Here is a 17,297-nt window from a genome sequence, read left to right on the forward strand (position 1 = left end):
GGGATGTCCAACTTTTGGGGTGCAGTTCAAATCAAGGAAAATGGTTTTCAGACGACCTTTTCAGCATTCTCCCTAATTGCTGCTTAAAAGGAAAGATAAATCAAAGTTCCGACACAAGACAAATCAACTTCATATTCCTATCCCTACTTTTTCATCCGTATTCAGCAAAAAAGGTCGTCTGAAATCTTTCAGACGACCTTTTATCAATCAAAATCGGCTCAACGATTATTCAGGCGCTTTTTCTTCGCGCGCAGGAGCTTCGGTCAATGCTTTGATAGACAGACGCACGCGACCGCGGTCGTCCACTTCCAATGCTTTCACATTCACAACCTGACCGACTTGCAGATAGTCGCTGACGTTGCGTACGCGCTCGTGGGCGATTTGGCTGATGTGTACCAAACCGTCTTTGCCCGGCATCACGCTGACGATGGCACCAACGTTGTTGTCGAGGATTTTAACCACAGTACCTTCGTACACTTTGCCCACTTCCACTTCGGCAGTGATTTCTTCGATGCGTTTTTTCGCAGCGTCGCCGGCTTCTTGAGTGGTTGCGGCAATAGTGATGGTGCCGTCTTCCGCGATATTGATTTCAGTACCGGTTTCAGCGGTAATCGCACGGATGGTTTCACCGCCTTTGCCAATGACTTCACGGATTTTGTCTTGGTTGATTTTCATGGTAAACAGGCGCGGAGCGTGAGCAGACAGCTCTTGCGGACCTGCCACGGCGGCTTTCATCTGTTCCAAGATGTGCAGACGCGCGTCTTTGGCTTGCGCCAAAGCAATCTGCATGATTTCTTTGGTAATGCCTTGGATTTTGATGTCCATTTGCAGCGCGGTTACGCCTTCGGTCGTACCGGCAACTTTAAAGTCCATATCGCCCAAGTGATCCTCATCACCCAAGATGTCGGTCAACACGGCGAATTTGTTGTTGTCCAAAATCAGACCCATTGCGATACCGGCAACGTGTGCTTTCAAAGGCACGCCGGCAGACAGCAAGCTCAAACAGCCACCGCAGACGGAAGCCATAGAAGACGAACCGTTGGACTCGGTAATCTCGGAAACAACACGCATGGTGTAGCTGAATTCTTCAGGAGACGGCAATACGGCAACCAATGCGCGTTTTGCTAAACGGCCATGTCCGATTTCGCGGCGTTTCGGCGCGCCGACGCGACCTACTTCGCCGGTAGAATACGGCGGGAAGTTGTAATGCAGCATAAAGCGGTCGGTGTATTCGCCAGAAAGCGCATCAATAATTTGTTCGTCGCGCGAAGTACCCAAAGTCGCTACGGCAAGGGCTTGGGTTTCGCCGCGGGTAAACAGGGCAGAACCGTGTGTACGCGGCAATACGCCGGTTTGGATGTTCAGCGGACGGACAGTACGGGTATCGCGACCATCGATACGCGGCTGACCTTCCAAAATTTGGGTGCGGACAACGTCGGCTTCCAAATGTTTGAAAATGCCCTTGATTTCGTTGGCAGCCAGAGTATCGGTTTCTTCGGTAATCAGCGCATCTTTCACTGCATTCCAAGCCTCGTCCAATTTAGCGGAACGCGCTTGTTTTTGACGGATTTTGAACGCTTCTTTAATGGCTTCGCCTGCGATTTCGCGCACTTTGGCAACCAATTCTTCATTGGTTTCAGGCGCTTTCCAATCCCATACTTCAGGGTTTACTTCGTCGGCGAATTCATTGATGGCGTTAATCGCTACCTGCATTTGGTCGTGACCGTAAACGACGGCACCCAGCATCACGTCTTCAGGTAGGATTTTAGCTTCAGATTCCACCATTAAAACGGCTTTGGATGTACCTGCAACCACCAAATCCAGCTTGGATTTAGCCAATTCGGCTTTGGTCGGGTTCAATACGTACACGCCGTTTACATAACCTACACGCGCGGCACCAATCGGACCGGCAAACGGTACGCCGCTCAACACCAGCGCAGCGGACGCGCCGAGCATGGCAGGGATGTCGGAATCGATTTCAGGGTCAACGGAAACCACCATCGCAACGATTTGGATGTCGTGGTAGAAACCTTCAGGGAACAGCGGGCGGATAGGACGGTCAATCAGACGGCTGGTCAGGATTTCTTTTTCACTTTGTTTGCCTTCGCGCTTAAAGAAACCGCCAGGGATTTTACCTGCGGCGTAAGTACGTTCAAGGTAATCAACAGTCAGAGGGAAGAAGTCTTGACCTTCTTTGACTTCTTTATTGGTGGTAACAGCAACCAAAACAACTGTGTCGCCCATCGATACTTTAACAGCCGCGGCGGCTTGGCGCGCAATTTCGCCGGTTTCCAAAGTAACGGTGTGATTGCCATATTGGAAGGTTTTAACGTGTTTATCGAACATTTCGTTCCTTTCAGAATGCCGCACGCTAAAACACTAATAATGCACACTAAAAGTGAGAATGTGCATAGTTAGGGTTTCAGGTGTGCGGCGGTTGGTAAAAACTATAATTTTTCAGACGACTTCAAACGGTCAATCCAAACGCGCATTATAATAGCAAATGTAAGTAAATCCAAGCATTCATGACAGCGAAAGGTCGTCTGAAACATACTTCTGTGTTTCAGACGACCTTTTATCAAATTTATGATTCGTTGGTTAAAAGATTTAATGCTTCCCGATATTTATCAACTGTTTTCTGAATAACATCGCTAGGGACGTCCGGTGCCGGAGCTTTTTTGTTCCAACCGCTTTGCTCCAACCAATCCCGAACAAATTGCTTGTCAAAAGACGGCGGATTAGTGCCGACTTGATATTGGTCAGCCGGCCAAAAGCGGCTGGAATCGGGCGTCAGTACTTCATCCATCAGGGTTAATGTACCGTTTTCATCCAGCCCGAATTCAAATTTGGTATCGCATATGATGATACCGCGTGATTTTGCATATTCTGCGGCTTCCGTATAAAGCTGAATGGCTTTAGCGCGCACTTCAGCCGCCAACTCTTTACCGATAATGCGTTCGCATTCTTCAAAACTGATGTTTTCATCATGATCACCGACGGCAGCCTTGGTGGACGGGGTAAAAATCACTTCCGGAAGCTGCTGCGCTTCTTTCATCCCTTCGGGAAGTTTGATGCCACATACAGAACCGTTTTTTTGGTAATCTTTCCACCCGCTGCCCGCCAAATAACCGCGCACAATCGCCTCTACTTTGACAGGAGTCAGTTTTTTGGCGACAACCGCGCGTTTCTCGATGGCTTTGGCTTCACGTTCAGGCAACACATCATAAACCGTATCGCCGGTAAAATGATTGGGCATGATATGCGCCAGTTTTTGAAACCAGAAATTGGAAATCTGCGTCAAAATTTCTCCTTTACCCGGAATCGGATTGTCTAAAATCACGTCAAATGCAGACAATCGGTCGGATGCGACCATCAACATGCGCTTGCTGTCGATTTCGTATAAATCTCGCACTTTTCCGGAGTAAATCTTTTTCAAGCTGATTTCGGACATTTCAGGTTTCTCCCTTCGCTGACTCGGTTTAAACAGGATTCCGTTATTTTATCCGAATTTGGATTTTTGGGTCAGATTGTTTACAAAATAGGTCGTCTGAAAACGTTTTGCACGGATGCAGACGCTTTCAGACGACCTTATCAATCCTAAGTATTGCTAATCAGAGATTAGATGCTAGGCACTTGGGTTTGTTGTTGGATGCTGTTTACAGCTGACAGAGAGTAGTAATCGCCATGACCGGTTACTTCGTAAGTACTGCCATCGGCAAACTTGAAGTTTTCGATCTTATGGTTGTTACCGGAGAACCAGTCGTCAATGGTAACAGTGTCACCGCCGCCGACAGATACGGTCAGGCTGTTGCCTGTTTTGCTCAACAACACGTCGGAAGCAGAAATACCTTTGCCGAATTGCAGGGTATCGTTACCGCTTTCGTCTTGGATGGTGTCACGACCGTAACCTTTATCGAAGAAGTAGGTATCGTCGCCGGTACCGCCGATCAGGACATCGTTGCCGATGCCGCCGTCGAGGTAGTCGTTACCGTCTTTACCAACCAGACAGTCGTCGCCTGCCAAGCCGTACAGGTGGTTGTTGCCGGAGTTGCCGTTGATGTCGTTGTTCAGAGCGTTACCAGTACCGTTGAGGTTGCCGGAACCTTGCAAGAACAGGTGTTCAACGTTGTCGGTCAGGGTGTAGTCGATTACTGTACGGACAGTATCAATACCGCCGTTTAAATTACCATATTCGATAACTTCGTCGCCTTTGTGATCAACAAAGTAAACGTCATTACCATCACCACCGCGCATGATGTCAGCGTCGGCACCACCGTTCAAGTAGTCGTTACCGTCACCGCCTTGCAGGTAGTCTTTACCGCCTTGACCGTACAGAGAGTCGCCGTTGTTACCGCCTTGCAAAGTGTCGTTGCCGTCACCGCCGTAAATCACGTCGGCACCGTCGCCGCCATAAATCACGTCTTCACCACTAGTACCGTAAATGGTATCTTTCTTATCAGTACCTACGGTATTGGTCAGGCCATTTTTATCTTTGGTCGAACCATCAACATGGATAATGTTGCCCGGATTTTTGTCGTCATGTCCGTAGGTATTTTGTTGGTTTTGATCATCAACACAATCTTTGCAGTCTTTATCGTTGGGTTTAGGCTGCGGTTTGGGCTGCGGTTGAGGTTTAGGCTGCGGCTGCGGCTGCGGTTGAGGTTTAGGCTGCGGCTGAGGTTGTGGCTGCGGCTTAGGTTGTGGTTGTGGGTGTGGTTGAGGCTGTGGTTTTGGTTCAACCGGTGGGCAGTAAGGATCAACATGCTTTGGAGGAACCGGTTTTGGAGCTGGTTTAGGGTAATAAGGTTTACCCGGATTGCATTTGAAATCAATAATAATGCATTTGTACACGGGTTTCGGCGGAGGGCAGTAGGCGCCATGACCGAATTTGCCGTGAGGCATTTTGAAGCCGTGTGAAGAACCGTAGTTATGGAAACCGCCTTTGTAACCGAAACCGCCATGGCTAGGAGGGCAGTAAGGATTGTAGGGTTTAGCCGGAGGGCAGTATGAGTTGAAGTGGGCTTTAGAAGAATAGCCGCCATAATGATAAGTCATGATAAATCACTCCCAGAATATATGTAATTAAGAAGCATAGGCCTTTTGTCAAAAAGCAAACTGATCAAACTGCCTACACTGTTATTCTAGTGATATTTCATGATTAACTGTTTTTCAATTCGCTAACGGTTGAAATTTCAGACGAATGGAAACATTTTTTAAAGCAATCAAATTTAAATTGACACTTTATTCTAATGATAATTCCTTTTTAAAAAACAAGATATTGATTATTTTGTCGAAATAATATTATTTATTTCAACGTACTATTTATTGTTTTTTTCCACAACAGAGATTCCTTTTTTCCCTCTTCAAACAAAATTTTTCATCATCCGTCTTATCTTACCACCAAATATTAGCGAGACATTGCAACGATCGTTCCTTACCCCGTTCAAATTTTCCGATAAACATAAGTTCAAAACGGTGAAGGCGTAAAATGCTGTTAAGAGCTGATGTTTGCTCTATAATGATGTCCATCTTGCCGAAACAATATTCATTAAGGAGATATACCATGAGGACTCTGCTGACAGGCTCTAAAGGACAACTCGCACACTGCTTCCGAGACCGACTTCCTGATAATTGGGAGCTGATTGCTACTGACTCCTCTTCCTTGGATATTACAGATGCTGATGCTGTACGCAATATGGTTCAAAGCTTTCAACCCGATGCAATTGTCAATGCCGCTGCCTATACCGCTGTCGATCGCGCAGAAACAAACGTTCCTGCAGCATTTGCCGTTAACGCCGCAGCCGTTCACAACCTTGCCGATGCGGCACGTTCTGTTCATGCCCGATTTATCCATGTATCGACCGATTACGTTTTCGACGGGACAAGCAAAACGCCCTATCGTGAACATGACTACACCAATCCGCAAAGCGTATATGGCCGCACTAAAGCCACCGGCGAACTACTCGCGCTTGCCGCTAATCCGGAAAGCACAATTATCCGTACCTCTTGGCTATTTAGCGAATACGGCAATAATTTTGTTAAAACCATGCTGCGCTTGGCAAAAGAACGAGACAGCCTTTCCGTTGTCAACGATCAAATCGGATGCCCGACCTATGCGGGGGATTTGGCGCAAGCCATCATTACCCTTTTGCAACACCCATCGCCTTCTAGAGGGATCTACCACTTCGGCGGCAACAAATCTGTTACTTGGTATGAATTCAGTCAAACTATCTTTCAAACAGCACTAAAACATGACAATAATTTCAAAATGCCGCAATTAACACCCATCACCACTGATCAATATCCTCTTCCTGCACCACGTCCCGAGTACAGTATTATGGATTGTCGAAAAATCGAAAACGATTACGGCATCAAACCCTCTGACTGGCAAAAAGCTTTAAACGACATCATCGGTAAATTGGACTAATCTTTACTGAAAAGCCCCTGTTATCAGGGGCTTTTTTATATAAACGTCAAGCCTTACGAAACAGGTATTTAACTTTACACAATTCATCTTTTAGTTTAAATAAAAAACAGCTATCATTATAATCTAACATCTCACAATATATTGAATAAGCGATAAAAGCCCAATAAACAATCAACGACAGGATTATTAAACGGTAAATTTATGATTTTATTTATCTTTCGTTTCGGGATAATCCTTTAAATCACAGAAAGGAAAAATAATGCCACATCGCAGACGACTGGCTATTTACCAAGCCGCAAAACGCGCCTCCTTCACCAGAAAACCGGTTGCTCCGACTACACCCGTAGCCGGTTAAACAAAACAGAGGGGATGATGCTTACCCCTCATGATATTTCAAAGGTTGTCTGAAATAAAAATCAGGCAGCCTTTTATTCATATAGCGGTAGCGTAAGAACAAAATCCTGAAATTCTTTGAAAATTTTTCAGACGAGCTGTTTTCAATTTATCGAAACCAACTTATCAAAACAGAAATACTTTCAGCCGTTATACCCCATCACATTTTGTTTCCAAAAAGGTTTTCAATTTTTCCCCATCCAAAAACCAATGGCAAATTTCTGTTTCGCCATCAAGCAAAACAGGGACAAGTTCATTATATTTTTCCTCCAAGACAGGATCTTCATCAACATCAAGAATTTCCAGCTCAAAGCCAAATCTTTCTTGATATGGTTTAAGCTGTTCGCGCATTTTGTGGCAGAGGCTGCAATATTCGCGAAACATCAACGTCAGTTTCATAATAGACTCTTTACTGTAAACGGAAATCGAGATTGTAAGGTATAGCCGATTAACTTCAAAACGGCAGTTCGGCATATACTGTTTTATTTTAGAGTAGATGCAAAAGGTCGTCTGAAACCAAAGATTTTGGTTTCAGACGACCTTGTTTGAATTCTAGATGAAATTAAGACTGAACATTAATACCAGCGGTAATGGTAGTTTGGGCATTGTTGATATTCAGAAACGAAGCAGCCAATTCGCTGCAACACCCACAGCAAGTAGCTACTCCTAATTGAGCCTGCAAATCGCTCATCGTACTTGCGCCGGCGGCGATGGTTTCTTTGATTTCGTGGTCGGTAATGGCGTTGCAGATGCAGACAAACATAATGTGCTCCGTGTTTTCTTTCGCTCAGTATTGATAGTGTGTTTTATTCTTAAACATGAATATAAATAAAAACTGTTTGCATTGCAAGGTTTACCTCTTGGTTTATCTTGGTAATTTTCTATTGAAATATATATTTCGATTGATATTTTATAAATTAACTCATTTTGAATGTTTAATGCCATATCAACAAAAAAGGTCGTCTGAAAACGAAATTTCCGTTTTCAGGCGACCTTTTTCAATAGAATCGTTTAATTCCGCGAATGGTGTTCGTCAACGATGTTTTTCAAGCGGATGTTGGCGACGTGGGTGTAGATTTGGGTGGTGTTGATGTTGGCGTGTCCGAGCATGAGTTGTACGGCACGCAAATCGACGCCGTGGTTGACGAGGTGGGTGGCGAAGGCGTGGCGCAGGCCGTGCGGGCTGAGCGAAGTGATGCCGGCGGCGTCCGCATAATTTTTGACAATCATCCACGCGAGTTGGCGGGAGATGCCGCTGCGTTTTTGGCTGACGAAGACTTCGTCGCAGATTTTGTTTTTGAGCAGCAGCGGGCGCGATTCGGCGCAATAGCGTTCGACCCAGTAAACGGCTTCTTCGCCCATAGGCACGATACGCAGTTTGTCGCCTTTGCCTATGGTGCGGATGCAGCCTCGGTTGAGGTCGAGGTCGCCCAGTTGGAGCTTGACGGCTTCGGTTACGCGTAAACCTGTGGCGTACATGACTTCGAGCAGGGCTTTGTCGCGCAGGCCGTGCGGCGTATCGGTATCGGGCGCGGCGAGCAGGTTTTCGATTTGCGCTTCGGTAATCAGTGTGGGCAGCTTTTGCGTCTGTTTCGGGGCTTTGAGGAAACGGGTCGGGTTGTCCGTCCGACGCTCGGTTTCTTCTAACCAGGCGTATAGGCGTTTGCAGGCGGACAGGGCGCGCGCCTGCGAGCTGTGTTTTTCGTCTGCCGCATAGACGGCGTCCGCTAAATCGGCGGCTTCGGCATCCAGCCAGGTATGTCCGCCCGCTTCCAAGCGCGCGGCGATTTTTTCCAAATCACGGCGGTAGCCTTGCAAGGTGTTATGGCTGAGACGGTCTTGCAGCCACAGCGATTCGAGCAGTTTGTCTATGAGTTCGTTGGTCATGGGGTTTTACGGGCAGTCCAAAGATGGTGTGTATCGTGGATTGAATATGAATCAGGACAAGCAACCCTGCCCTGATTGACGTCCATTATAAAAGGTCGTCTGAAAATGAAAACCTGCTTGGGCAGAGCCCACCATGTTCGTTTTCAGACGACCTTTTGCTGCATTACGGTTTATCGGGACAGTGTTTCCAAAACTTCCTGCGCGTGTCCAGCGACTTTGACTTTGCGCCATTCGTGGATGATTTCGCCGTTTGCGTCCAATACGAATGTGCTGCGTTCAATACCCAAAGACTCTTTGCCGTAGAGCTTTTTCAGCTTGATCACGTCAAACATTTTACACACGGTTTCGTCTTTGTCGCTCAACAATTCAAAATTGAAGCCTTGCTTGGCGCAGAAATTCTGATGCGATTTCACGCCGTCGCGCGAGATGCCGACGACGGTATAGCCGAGTTCTTTGAATTGCGGCAAACGGGCGTTGAAATCCAAGCCTTCGGTGGTGCAGCCGGGCGTGCTGTCTTTGGGGTAGAAATAAACAATCAGCGGCAGATGTTCGGCAGAATCGAAGTCGTTGCCGCTGCTTGAGGGCAAAGTGAATCGGTATTGGGTCATGATGTCTCCTTTCAGACGACCTAAGACGGAAACGTAGTAGCGGGCAAGGAAATAAAATGAATCCCCCAACATAGCCGCTTCGGCGTTTCACCACAATCTTGCAAACTGCGTCAGCGTTCGCTCAAATTCAGATAATTGCGCGTTCCCTGCAAATCATTCAGCGCATTGAGCAACAGCCGGAAATGTTCATCATTGCCTTGCAAGTCCAACTCGTCGGCATTGACGGTCAGCAGCGGGGCGTTTTGATAAAGGTGGAAAAACTGGCTGTATCCCTCGTGTATCCGCCCCAAATAGCCTTCGGGGAAGAGATTGATGATGCCGTCGCCGCGTTTTTGCAGGCGTTTGCGGTTGCCGTCCACGGCGGTTTGCAGGTAGATCACCAAATCGGGCGCGGGATACTGCGGCAGGATTTTTTGTTTCAAATCGGCGAAGAGCTGCTGCTCGTCTTCATTCAACACGACCGGCGTGAAAATCCGGTCCTTTTCCAACAGGAAATCGGCGACGACCATGCCGCCTTGTGCGTATTCGTTTTTGATGATGTCCACGCTTTCGGCGCGGCGCATCAGGAAAAAAAGCTCGGTTGCCAAGCCGTGATGGGAGGCGTTGGCGTAAAACTTCATGAGGAAGGGGTTGTGTTCGGGGTTTTCCGCCAGCGACAGCGCGCTGAAATGTTCTGCAAGGCGGCGGCTCAAGGCGTTTTTCCCGCTGCCGATGGAGCCTTCGACGACAATATAACGGTAGTTCATGGTTTGATGGATGATTTTGTTTTGATATTTTGGAAAGGTGGCATTTTATCAGACCGACGGAGTTTGCCCAAACCTGCCGCCGTCCTTCTTGAAAGGTCGTCTGAAAAAGGAAACTGCCAAGCCATTTTCCTTTTCAGACGACCTTTTGAACCGAGCTAGCTTCAAATAAAAACTTTGACACGCGATTGAAACAAACAGGCGTTTTTATTTCACCGTCTTGCTTCAAACGGCTGCCAACAGGCGTATTCCTTCCTCGCCCAAAGCAGCCGCCAAATCCGCCGCCCGTCCGTGTCCGCCCAAAACAAAATCGGGCAGGATTTCAGCCAGCGGCTTCATCACAAAGCTGCGTTCGTGCGCGCGCGGATGTGGTAGGGTCAGATGCGGGTCACTGCTGGAAATGCCGTCAAAATCGATGATGTCCAAGTCCAATGTGCGCGGGGCGTTTCGGAATGTGCGTTCCCGCCCGAAATCCGCCTCGATGCGGTTCAACACGGTAAGCAGCGAAACGCCGTCCAATGAAGTGCGGACGGAACAAACGGCATTGACGAAATCAGGCTGATCGTCGTAGCCGACCGGCGCGGTCACATACAGCGAGGAAGTTTTTTCGATTTGAATCTGCGGATGCGCCTCCATCGCGGACAAGGCGGCGCGGACTTGGCGGGCAGGCTCGGCAAGGTTGCTGCCCAAAGCGATGACGGCAAAATGAGTTTGCGGCATTTTCAGACGACCTCTTTAAAACGGCAGCGTTTTGGTTTTGGCAAGATAGACGATGCAGCCGACGCAAGCCATCGACAAAACATAAATGGCGTAAAACTTCGGCGAACGCGGACGGGAACGCATCATGACCATACCCAGCCCGATGTAAACCAGCAGCAGCAGGATTTTACTGCCGAGCCACAGCGAATTGAAGGGCGAAAAGTGGGTAATCTTCATCAGCCACAAGCCGGTAAAGAGCAGCATGGTGTCGTTGAGGTGGGGAAGGGCTTTCCAGAATCCCGCCAAAGGTTTGTCGGGATGCCGCCAAAGCAGGAAGAAGCGGATATTGAACACCAAAATGGTGATGGTGACGAAAATCTGATGGCTGTATTTTACAAACAGATATTGCATAGCGGTCGCACGTTATTGTTTTTGAAAGAAGCGCCTATTCTACCCCAAACATTCATTCTTGACGTAACTTTTCAAACGCCAACAAATACGGCGGGCGGTTGCGGCGGTTGATAAAACCATAACGCAAAACGGCGAATTCATCCTGCGGCAACCGCTGCGCCCAATCTTCGATTGCCTGCGCTTCATGCTGCCCCGCCTCATGTCCCGGATACAGCACGGCAACCGCCACCCCGCCCGTTTTCAGCAGCGACAAGGCGGATGCCAACGCACGGATACTGGTTGCCGCTTCTGTCGTACAGCTTTTATCGCCGCCGGGCAGCCAGCCGAAATTGAATACCGCCGCGTCCAACGGTTCGCGGATATGGGCGGCAAGGTTTTCATGTCCATCCAATATCAATTCCGCCCTATCCGCTATGCCCGCTTCTTCCAAGCGCATTCGGGTGTTTGCCAATGCCTGCTCTTGAACGTCAAACGCCCACACTTTCCCGCCGCTGCCGATCGAACGCGCCAGCATCAGCGTATCGTTGCCGTTTCCCGCCGTACCGTCCAAAGCGCGGGCATCGGGTTTTAAGGCTTGTTTGAGAAGCATGTGTGCAAAAGGGAGGATGTTTTCGAGCTGCATAAAATTAAAGGTCGTCTGAAAATAAAAATACCTTACCGACCAAGCGGTAAGGTATCAGAATCGATTAATGCGTTACATACATTATTCGGCAGGTTGTTGCACGGTCTCAACTTGAACCGGAGCAGCCGCAGCGGCTTGGGGTTTGTTCTCGTGTTGCAGGCTCACGGCACGGGCAGGAACGATCGTTGAGATGGCGTGTTTATAAACCATTTGGGTAACGGAAGTATTACGCAGCAGAACGACGTATTGGTCAAACGACTCGACTTGGCCTTGCAGTTTGATACCGTTGACCAGATAAATCGAAACCGGAACGTGCTCTTTACGCAACGCATTCAAAAAAGGATCTTGTAACATTTGTCCTTTAGCTGTCATATTCATAAGCTCCATTATTATGATTTTGAAATCGTTTTGAAAACGAACATGAGTCGGATTGTAGACCCGAACGAGAAAAATTACCAACTATTTTTCCGTAAGAATATGCAAACCTCTATCAAACGACGGGCTTTCCAACGATTTTTTACCCGGATGTATTATACAAATCATTTCAATACGAACGATTTTTACCATAGGGAACAGGTTGGCAGATTTGGATTTTCAGACGACCTTACTATCAGATAAAATATTTTTATTACAATACCTTAGCTAAAACCTTTAAGAGGATTCACCTCCAACCGCCCTACTCACCCCGGCTGCAATCTAAAAGGGGGCATACCTCGTGGCACGCCCCTTGTTCCGTCAGATTTATTTGCTGTGCTGTTTTTTCACGCTGACTTTGGTTTTCTTTTTAAAACGGTTTTTCTCTTCCTTGCGGCCTTCGCGTTTTTCGATGCGGTTGCTCAGGCTGACGCGGCGCAGCGGTTTTTTCTTCGGTTTGTCTTCCGCATTTTCATACGGGTTTTCCGAAACATTGTATTGAATCCGCAGCGGCGTACCTTGCAGGTTGAAGGCTTTGCGGAACGTCTGGGTCAGGTAACGCGTATAGCTGTCAGAAATCGCGTGCAGCGAATTACCGTGTACCACAATCACGGGCGGGTTCATGCCGCCTTGGTGGGCATAGCGCATTTTCGGGCGTACCAAACCTGCGCGCGGCGGCTGTTGGCGTTCGACGGCGCTTTGCAGGACGCGGGTAATTTTCGGCGTCGGCATCTTGATCATGGCGGCGTTGTAGGCTGCCTGAATGCTGTCGAACAACCCGTCTATACCGCGTTCTTTCAATGCGGAAATGAAGTGGAACTTGGCAAAATCGAGGAAATACAGTTTGCGGGAAATGTCGCGTTTGATTTGCTCGCGGCGCTCTTCGTTGATGCCGTCCCATTTATTGACGGCAACCACCAGCGCGCGCCCTGCTTCCAAGGCGAAACCGGCAATCGTGGCATCTTGGTCGGCGATGTCTTGCTGCGCGTCCAATACCAAAACGGCAACGTTTGCCGCCTCAACCGCCTGCATCGCTTTGATAACGGAGAACTTTTCCACAGCCTCATCAACTTTGCCGCGACGACGCACGCCTGCGGTATCGATGATGGTAAACGGTTTGCCTTCGCGTTCGAAATCGATGTGGATGCTGTCGCGCGTCGTGCCTGCCATATCGAAGGCAATCACGCGCTCTTCGCCGAGAATGGCGTTAACCAGCGTGGATTTGCCGACATTCGGACGACCGATAACGGCAAAAACAGGATGTTTTACATCGGCTTCTTCGGCTTCAGGCTCAGGGAAGTTTTCTAAAATTTCTTCAATCAGGTAATACACACCGTCGCCGTGCGCACCGGAAATAACGTGCGGCTCGCCCAATGCCAGCTCGTAAAACTCGGCGGCAAGCACGGCTCTGTTGCCGCCTTCTCCTTTGTTTACCGCCAGATAAACGGGGCGCGGGCTTTGGCGCAGACGGTCGGCGATGATTTTGTCTTGCGGGGTCAAGCCGGTGCGACCGTCCACCAAGAACACAACGGCGTCGGCTTCATCGACAGCCTGCAAAGTCTGCTTCGCCATTTCGTGCAAAATGCCGCTGTCCACAACCGGCTCGAAACCGCCGGTATCGATGACGAGATAAGGTTTGCTGCCGATTTTGCCGTGTCCGTAATGGCGGTCGCGGGTCAGGCCGGGCAGGTCGTGCACAAGCGCGTCTTTGGTGCGCGTCAGGCGGTTGAACAAGGTGGATTTGCCAACATTCGGGCGGCCGACAAGGGCGATGGTGGGTTTCATGATGAGGTCTTTCTGTGTCAAGTGTCGGTTCGGAATCGAACCTGCAACACGAGCAGGTGTTTTTCAAAACACGGTAGGTTAAAAAAGATAAGGGGTCGTCTGAAAATAGATTCAACAGCAACAATGGCTTGAGCTGGAATTTCCGTCCCATACAGCCATCTTTGACTTGGGGAACTTGCCTGCGCTTATCAACTACAAATATGGTATGGCGAGTTTCATCCAGCCATAGTTAATGGATTTTACGCAATGAAAAAAATCATCTTAACATCACTATGCATTTTTCTCCCTGTAAATTTCGGGATTGGCTTATTGCTCGGCGTGTATCAAACAGACCGACCACTCAAAATCATAGTCTCATTAATTATCAGCACGCTTTTTTATATCGTACCTATGTATTTTCTACTCAAACGCAAAGCCAAATAATCTGCCTTTTCAGACGACCTGTTCGGCGAATCTTGTCCCTGCATGATGCATATTCAAACAAAAGGTCGTCTGAAAATATAGTGGAACACAATTAAAACAGACAAGGCTTGCCGGAAAGATTCCGACAAGCCGCATACGTCTCTCAATTTTTCAGACGACCTTATTTTTGCGAATCCAGCTTCATTTGCAGCAATTCGCGTTCGATGGCGTCTTTAGGCAGCTTTTCCAAAGCCTGCTGATAGCTTTGCGCAGCTTCTTTGGTTTTGTTTTGCGCGGCATAAACATCGCCTTTCGCTTCCAAAAGCAGCGGCTCGAAATCGGCTTCAACTTTCGTATTCAAAGCGGCAATCGCGGCATCGTATTTTTTCTGCTGCAACAGGACGATACCCAAACGCTGCGCCGCCAATGCTTGAACCAGCGGGGCTTTTTGGTTTTTCAACACCCAGTTCAGATGACCTTCCGCCACATCGTAACGGCGGGCATCATATTCGGTCGCAGCCGCCATCAGCGTCGCTTGCGCGGCGGCAATGGAGTCCGGGTAATTTTGCTGGAGGTTGGTCAAATCGGCATTCACTTCGGCTTGCGAGGCTTTTGCCTGCATTTTATCGACGATTTTCGCCAATACTTCGGCAGCTTCCTGACTTTGCGAGGCTTTATGGCTCTTATACATGGTATAGCCCAAATAGCCCAATGCCGCCGCGATCAGCAGGGCAAACAGCCATCGGCCGGTACTTTTCCAAAAGTATTTAAAATTGTCTAATTCTTGTTGTTCTTCGAGATGGGCTGCCATTTATGCGTTCTTCCATTGTTGTAAAGTGTGGATTAAATCGTCGGCGGCGACGGTTTGCTGACCGTGTGCGCCGTTCATGTCTTTAAGCGTAACCGTACCGTTCGCCAATTCGTCTTGCGCAACAATCAGGGCAAAGCGCGCGCCGCTGTTGTCGGCTTTTTTCATTTGCGCTTTCAGGCTTTGATAGCCGGAATGCTGCATCACGTTGAAACCTTGTGCGCGTAAGGCTTGCGCGTATTTCATCACTTGCAAATCCGCGCCCTCGCCCTGATGCATGGCGTACACGTCAGGCGCGGCATTGACTTCCAGCGAACCGTATTCGCTAACCAGCAGCAGCAGCCGCTCGATGCCCATTGCAAAGCCGATAGACGGAGCGGGCTTGCCGCCGAGTTCTTCAATCAAACCGTCGTAACGGCCGCCGCCGCACACCGTCGCCTGCGCGCCGAGTTTGTCGGTCGTCCATTCAAAAACGGTTTGGTTGTAATAATCCAAGCCGCGCACCAGCCGCGGATTTTCAACATATTGAATGCCCAAGCCTTCCAGCATGGCTTTGAAACGGCTGTAATGATTGCGCGATTCCTCGCCCAGATAATCAGTCAAATGCGGCGCGGCATTGCAGATTTCCTGCAAATCGGGATTTTTAGAATCCAAAACGCGCAACGGATTGGTTTTCAGACGACGTTTGCTGTCTTCATCCAATTTGTCTTCATAACGGGTCAGATATTCGACCAAAGCCGCACGGTGCGCCGCACGCTCTTCGCGGTTACCCAAGCTGTTGATTTCCAAAGTCAGGTAATCGCGGATACCCAGCTTGTCCCACAAATCCGCCGACATCGCGATGATTTCGGCGTCGATGTCCGGACCTTCAAAACCCAACGCCTCGATACCGACCTGATGAAACTGGCGGTAGCGTCCTTTTTGCGGACGCTCGCGGCGGAACATCGGCCCCATGTACCACAGCTTTTGCGGGCTGTTGTACAACAGATTGTGTTCGACCACCGCACGCAGGCAGGATGCCGTACCCTCCGGCCGCAGACTCAGGCTCAAAGAATCGTTGGAATCGGAAAAAGTGTACATTTCCTTACCGACCACATCGGTTTCTTCGCCGATGGAGCGGACAAACAAACCCGTCTGCTCGACAATCGGCGTACGGATTTGCTGATAACCATAAGCACGCGTCCAGCGGCCGACCACATCTTCAAACGCCTGCCAAAACGCAGCGGTCAGCTTGAAATCTTTTTGTTCGACGGGCAAAAGGTCGTTCATGCCTTTGACGGATTGGATTTTTTGTGCCATTTCAAATAGGGATACCGGAATCAAAATAGTCGGCAATTATAGCTGATTTTTAAGGAGTTGTGAGGTTTTGGCAATGAAGGGTTTGGGCCAAAAGGTCGTCTAAAAAAATTTTCAGACAACCTTATTGGCTCAAATTCAAAATGCACGCCACCATTTTATCTGGCCGACTGCGTACTCCGTCTGACATTTCGGACTTCAAGTAAAAAAACGATGTATCACGTTCAGCTTCCTCTTCATAAATAATTTGTATAAAAGAGTAACACCATTCTCATTATATTCACCAAGAATAAATATACAACAGCATATATCATCTTGACTGCCGTATATCTCACCATTTCACATAATGAACAAATATGTGAATATTAAGAAAAAAGATAACAAAATAATAGATGAACTCACACCAACCATTTTTACAAGCAAATTTTTTATATAATTTGCGTAAAATAATATTGAATGCAATCATCAAAGCAAATGTTATGTACAAATTTGACATTTCGCATCACCATTCAAATTGGAGTCAGCAGCGGTTTTCTTGATGGAGAAGATGCAGATAAATATGATGGCGAACATCCACCAGCAGCTCCTCCTATAACTCCGCCAACAAATGATTTAATAAAGCCGGATTTTCACCGTCCTAAACAGCAGTATAATTAATCCCTAATTGATATTTTATAGGCTCTTATCCTTGGCTTTATTTTAAGCATACCATTTAAATTACGGCTTTCTTCCCATAAATAACTGACGTTACCATACAATTCTGCCTTTTCTCTTAGAACGTGTTCATTGTCTCAGCCTCTGC

The 17,297-nt window shown here is 48.1% G+C and carries 17 protein-coding genes; 2 read left to right on the top strand and 15 right to left on the bottom strand.

Features of this window, described 5'->3' with window-relative positions; translation table 11 throughout:
* Positions 1-225 precede the first annotated feature (225 nt).
* The 3 genes from pnp to HMPREF3066_RS13545 all read right to left on the bottom strand — a co-directional run bounded on the left by pnp (position 226) and on the right by HMPREF3066_RS13545 (position 5,055).
* On the bottom strand, positions 226-2,346 hold the full coding sequence (pnp, locus tag HMPREF3066_RS06310) for a polyribonucleotide nucleotidyltransferase (protein ID WP_003757358.1): 2,121 nt from the start codon (positions 2,344-2,346) through the stop codon (positions 226-228).
* A 238-nt stretch (positions 2,347-2,584) separates the two neighbouring features.
* The gene (locus HMPREF3066_RS06315; protein WP_045072284.1) at positions 2,585-3,451 is read right to left on the bottom strand and encodes a phosphoribosylaminoimidazolesuccinocarboxamide synthase; all 867 of its coding nucleotides are present in this window, start codon (positions 3,449-3,451) and stop codon (positions 2,585-2,587) included.
* A gap of 167 nt (positions 3,452-3,618) precedes the next feature.
* Positions 3,619-5,055, bottom strand: coding sequence for a calcium-binding protein (locus HMPREF3066_RS13545; protein ID WP_285046290.1), 1,437 nt, complete (start codon positions 5,053-5,055; stop codon positions 3,619-3,621).
* A 508-nt stretch (positions 5,056-5,563) separates the two neighbouring features.
* Between HMPREF3066_RS13545 and rfbD the strand changes: the two genes are divergently transcribed.
* Positions 5,564-6,427: a dTDP-4-dehydrorhamnose reductase gene (gene rfbD / locus HMPREF3066_RS06330; RefSeq protein WP_039404659.1), complete on the top strand. Its 864-nt coding sequence runs from the start codon at positions 5,564-5,566 to the stop codon at positions 6,425-6,427.
* Positions 6,428-6,970: 543 nt separating this feature from the next.
* On the opposite strand, the gene HMPREF3066_RS12285 is transcribed toward rfbD, so the two are convergent.
* The 12 genes from HMPREF3066_RS12285 to hisS all read right to left on the bottom strand — a co-directional run bounded on the left by HMPREF3066_RS12285 (position 6,971) and on the right by hisS (position 16,498).
* Positions 6,971-7,219, bottom strand: a complete 249-nt coding sequence (locus HMPREF3066_RS12285) for a glutaredoxin family protein (RefSeq protein WP_049226338.1) — start codon at positions 7,217-7,219, stop codon at positions 6,971-6,973.
* A gap of 163 nt (positions 7,220-7,382) precedes the next feature.
* Positions 7,383-7,583: a (2Fe-2S)-binding protein gene (locus tag HMPREF3066_RS06340; protein ID WP_016686532.1), complete on the bottom strand. Its 201-nt coding sequence runs from the start codon at positions 7,581-7,583 to the stop codon at positions 7,383-7,385.
* 248 nt (positions 7,584-7,831) lie between these two features.
* The gene (gene xerD, locus HMPREF3066_RS06345; RefSeq protein ID WP_070441295.1) at positions 7,832-8,707 is read right to left on the bottom strand and encodes a site-specific tyrosine recombinase XerD; all 876 of its coding nucleotides are present in this window, start codon (positions 8,705-8,707) and stop codon (positions 7,832-7,834) included.
* A 170-nt stretch (positions 8,708-8,877) separates the two neighbouring features.
* Positions 8,878-9,315: a peroxiredoxin gene (locus HMPREF3066_RS06350; RefSeq protein WP_003742666.1), complete on the bottom strand. Its 438-nt coding sequence runs from the start codon at positions 9,313-9,315 to the stop codon at positions 8,878-8,880.
* A gap of 110 nt (positions 9,316-9,425) precedes the next feature.
* Positions 9,426-10,061, bottom strand: coding sequence for a deoxynucleoside kinase (locus HMPREF3066_RS06355; RefSeq protein ID WP_039409947.1), 636 nt, complete (start codon positions 10,059-10,061; stop codon positions 9,426-9,428).
* 222 nt (positions 10,062-10,283) lie between these two features.
* Positions 10,284-10,778 carry a 2-amino-4-hydroxy-6-hydroxymethyldihydropteridine diphosphokinase gene (gene folK / locus HMPREF3066_RS06360; protein ID WP_070441298.1) on the bottom strand — a complete coding sequence of 165 codons (495 nt, stop codon included), beginning with the start codon at positions 10,776-10,778 and terminating at the stop codon, positions 10,284-10,286.
* A 15-nt stretch (positions 10,779-10,793) separates the two neighbouring features.
* Positions 10,794-11,168: a SirB2 family protein gene (locus HMPREF3066_RS06365; protein WP_070441301.1), complete on the bottom strand. Its 375-nt coding sequence runs from the start codon at positions 11,166-11,168 to the stop codon at positions 10,794-10,796.
* A gap of 52 nt (positions 11,169-11,220) precedes the next feature.
* Complete coding sequence (gene mnmM / locus HMPREF3066_RS06370) at positions 11,221-11,790, bottom strand: tRNA 5-(aminomethyl)-2-thiouridylate-methyltransferase MnmM (protein ID WP_070441304.1); 570 nt, start codon at positions 11,788-11,790, stop codon at positions 11,221-11,223.
* An 81-nt stretch (positions 11,791-11,871) separates the two neighbouring features.
* A complete protein-coding gene (hfq, locus tag HMPREF3066_RS06375; RefSeq protein ID WP_003755341.1) occupies positions 11,872-12,162 on the bottom strand; it encodes an RNA chaperone Hfq in 291 nt (96 codons plus the stop codon).
* Positions 12,163-12,531: 369 nt separating this feature from the next.
* On the bottom strand, positions 12,532-13,989 hold the full coding sequence (der, locus tag HMPREF3066_RS06385; protein WP_070441310.1) for a ribosome biogenesis GTPase Der: 1,458 nt from the start codon (positions 13,987-13,989) through the stop codon (positions 12,532-12,534).
* 583 nt (positions 13,990-14,572) lie between these two features.
* The gene (locus tag HMPREF3066_RS06390; RefSeq protein ID WP_003755348.1) at positions 14,573-15,202 is read right to left on the bottom strand and encodes a YfgM family protein; all 630 of its coding nucleotides are present in this window, start codon (positions 15,200-15,202) and stop codon (positions 14,573-14,575) included.
* A complete protein-coding gene (gene hisS / locus HMPREF3066_RS06395) occupies positions 15,203-16,498 on the bottom strand; it encodes a histidine--tRNA ligase (RefSeq protein WP_039409966.1) in 1,296 nt (431 codons plus the stop codon).
* Between the two features lie 471 nt (positions 16,499-16,969).
* Between hisS and HMPREF3066_RS12830 the strand changes: the two genes are divergently transcribed.
* Complete coding sequence (locus HMPREF3066_RS12830; RefSeq protein WP_141743189.1) at positions 16,970-17,152, top strand: hypothetical protein; 183 nt, start codon at positions 16,970-16,972, stop codon at positions 17,150-17,152.
* Positions 17,153-17,297 lie beyond the last annotated feature (145 nt).

It is taken from the genome of Neisseria sp. HMSC03D10, assembly GCF_001807625.1.
Classification (GTDB): Bacteria; Pseudomonadota; Gammaproteobacteria; order Burkholderiales; family Neisseriaceae; genus Neisseria; species Neisseria mucosa.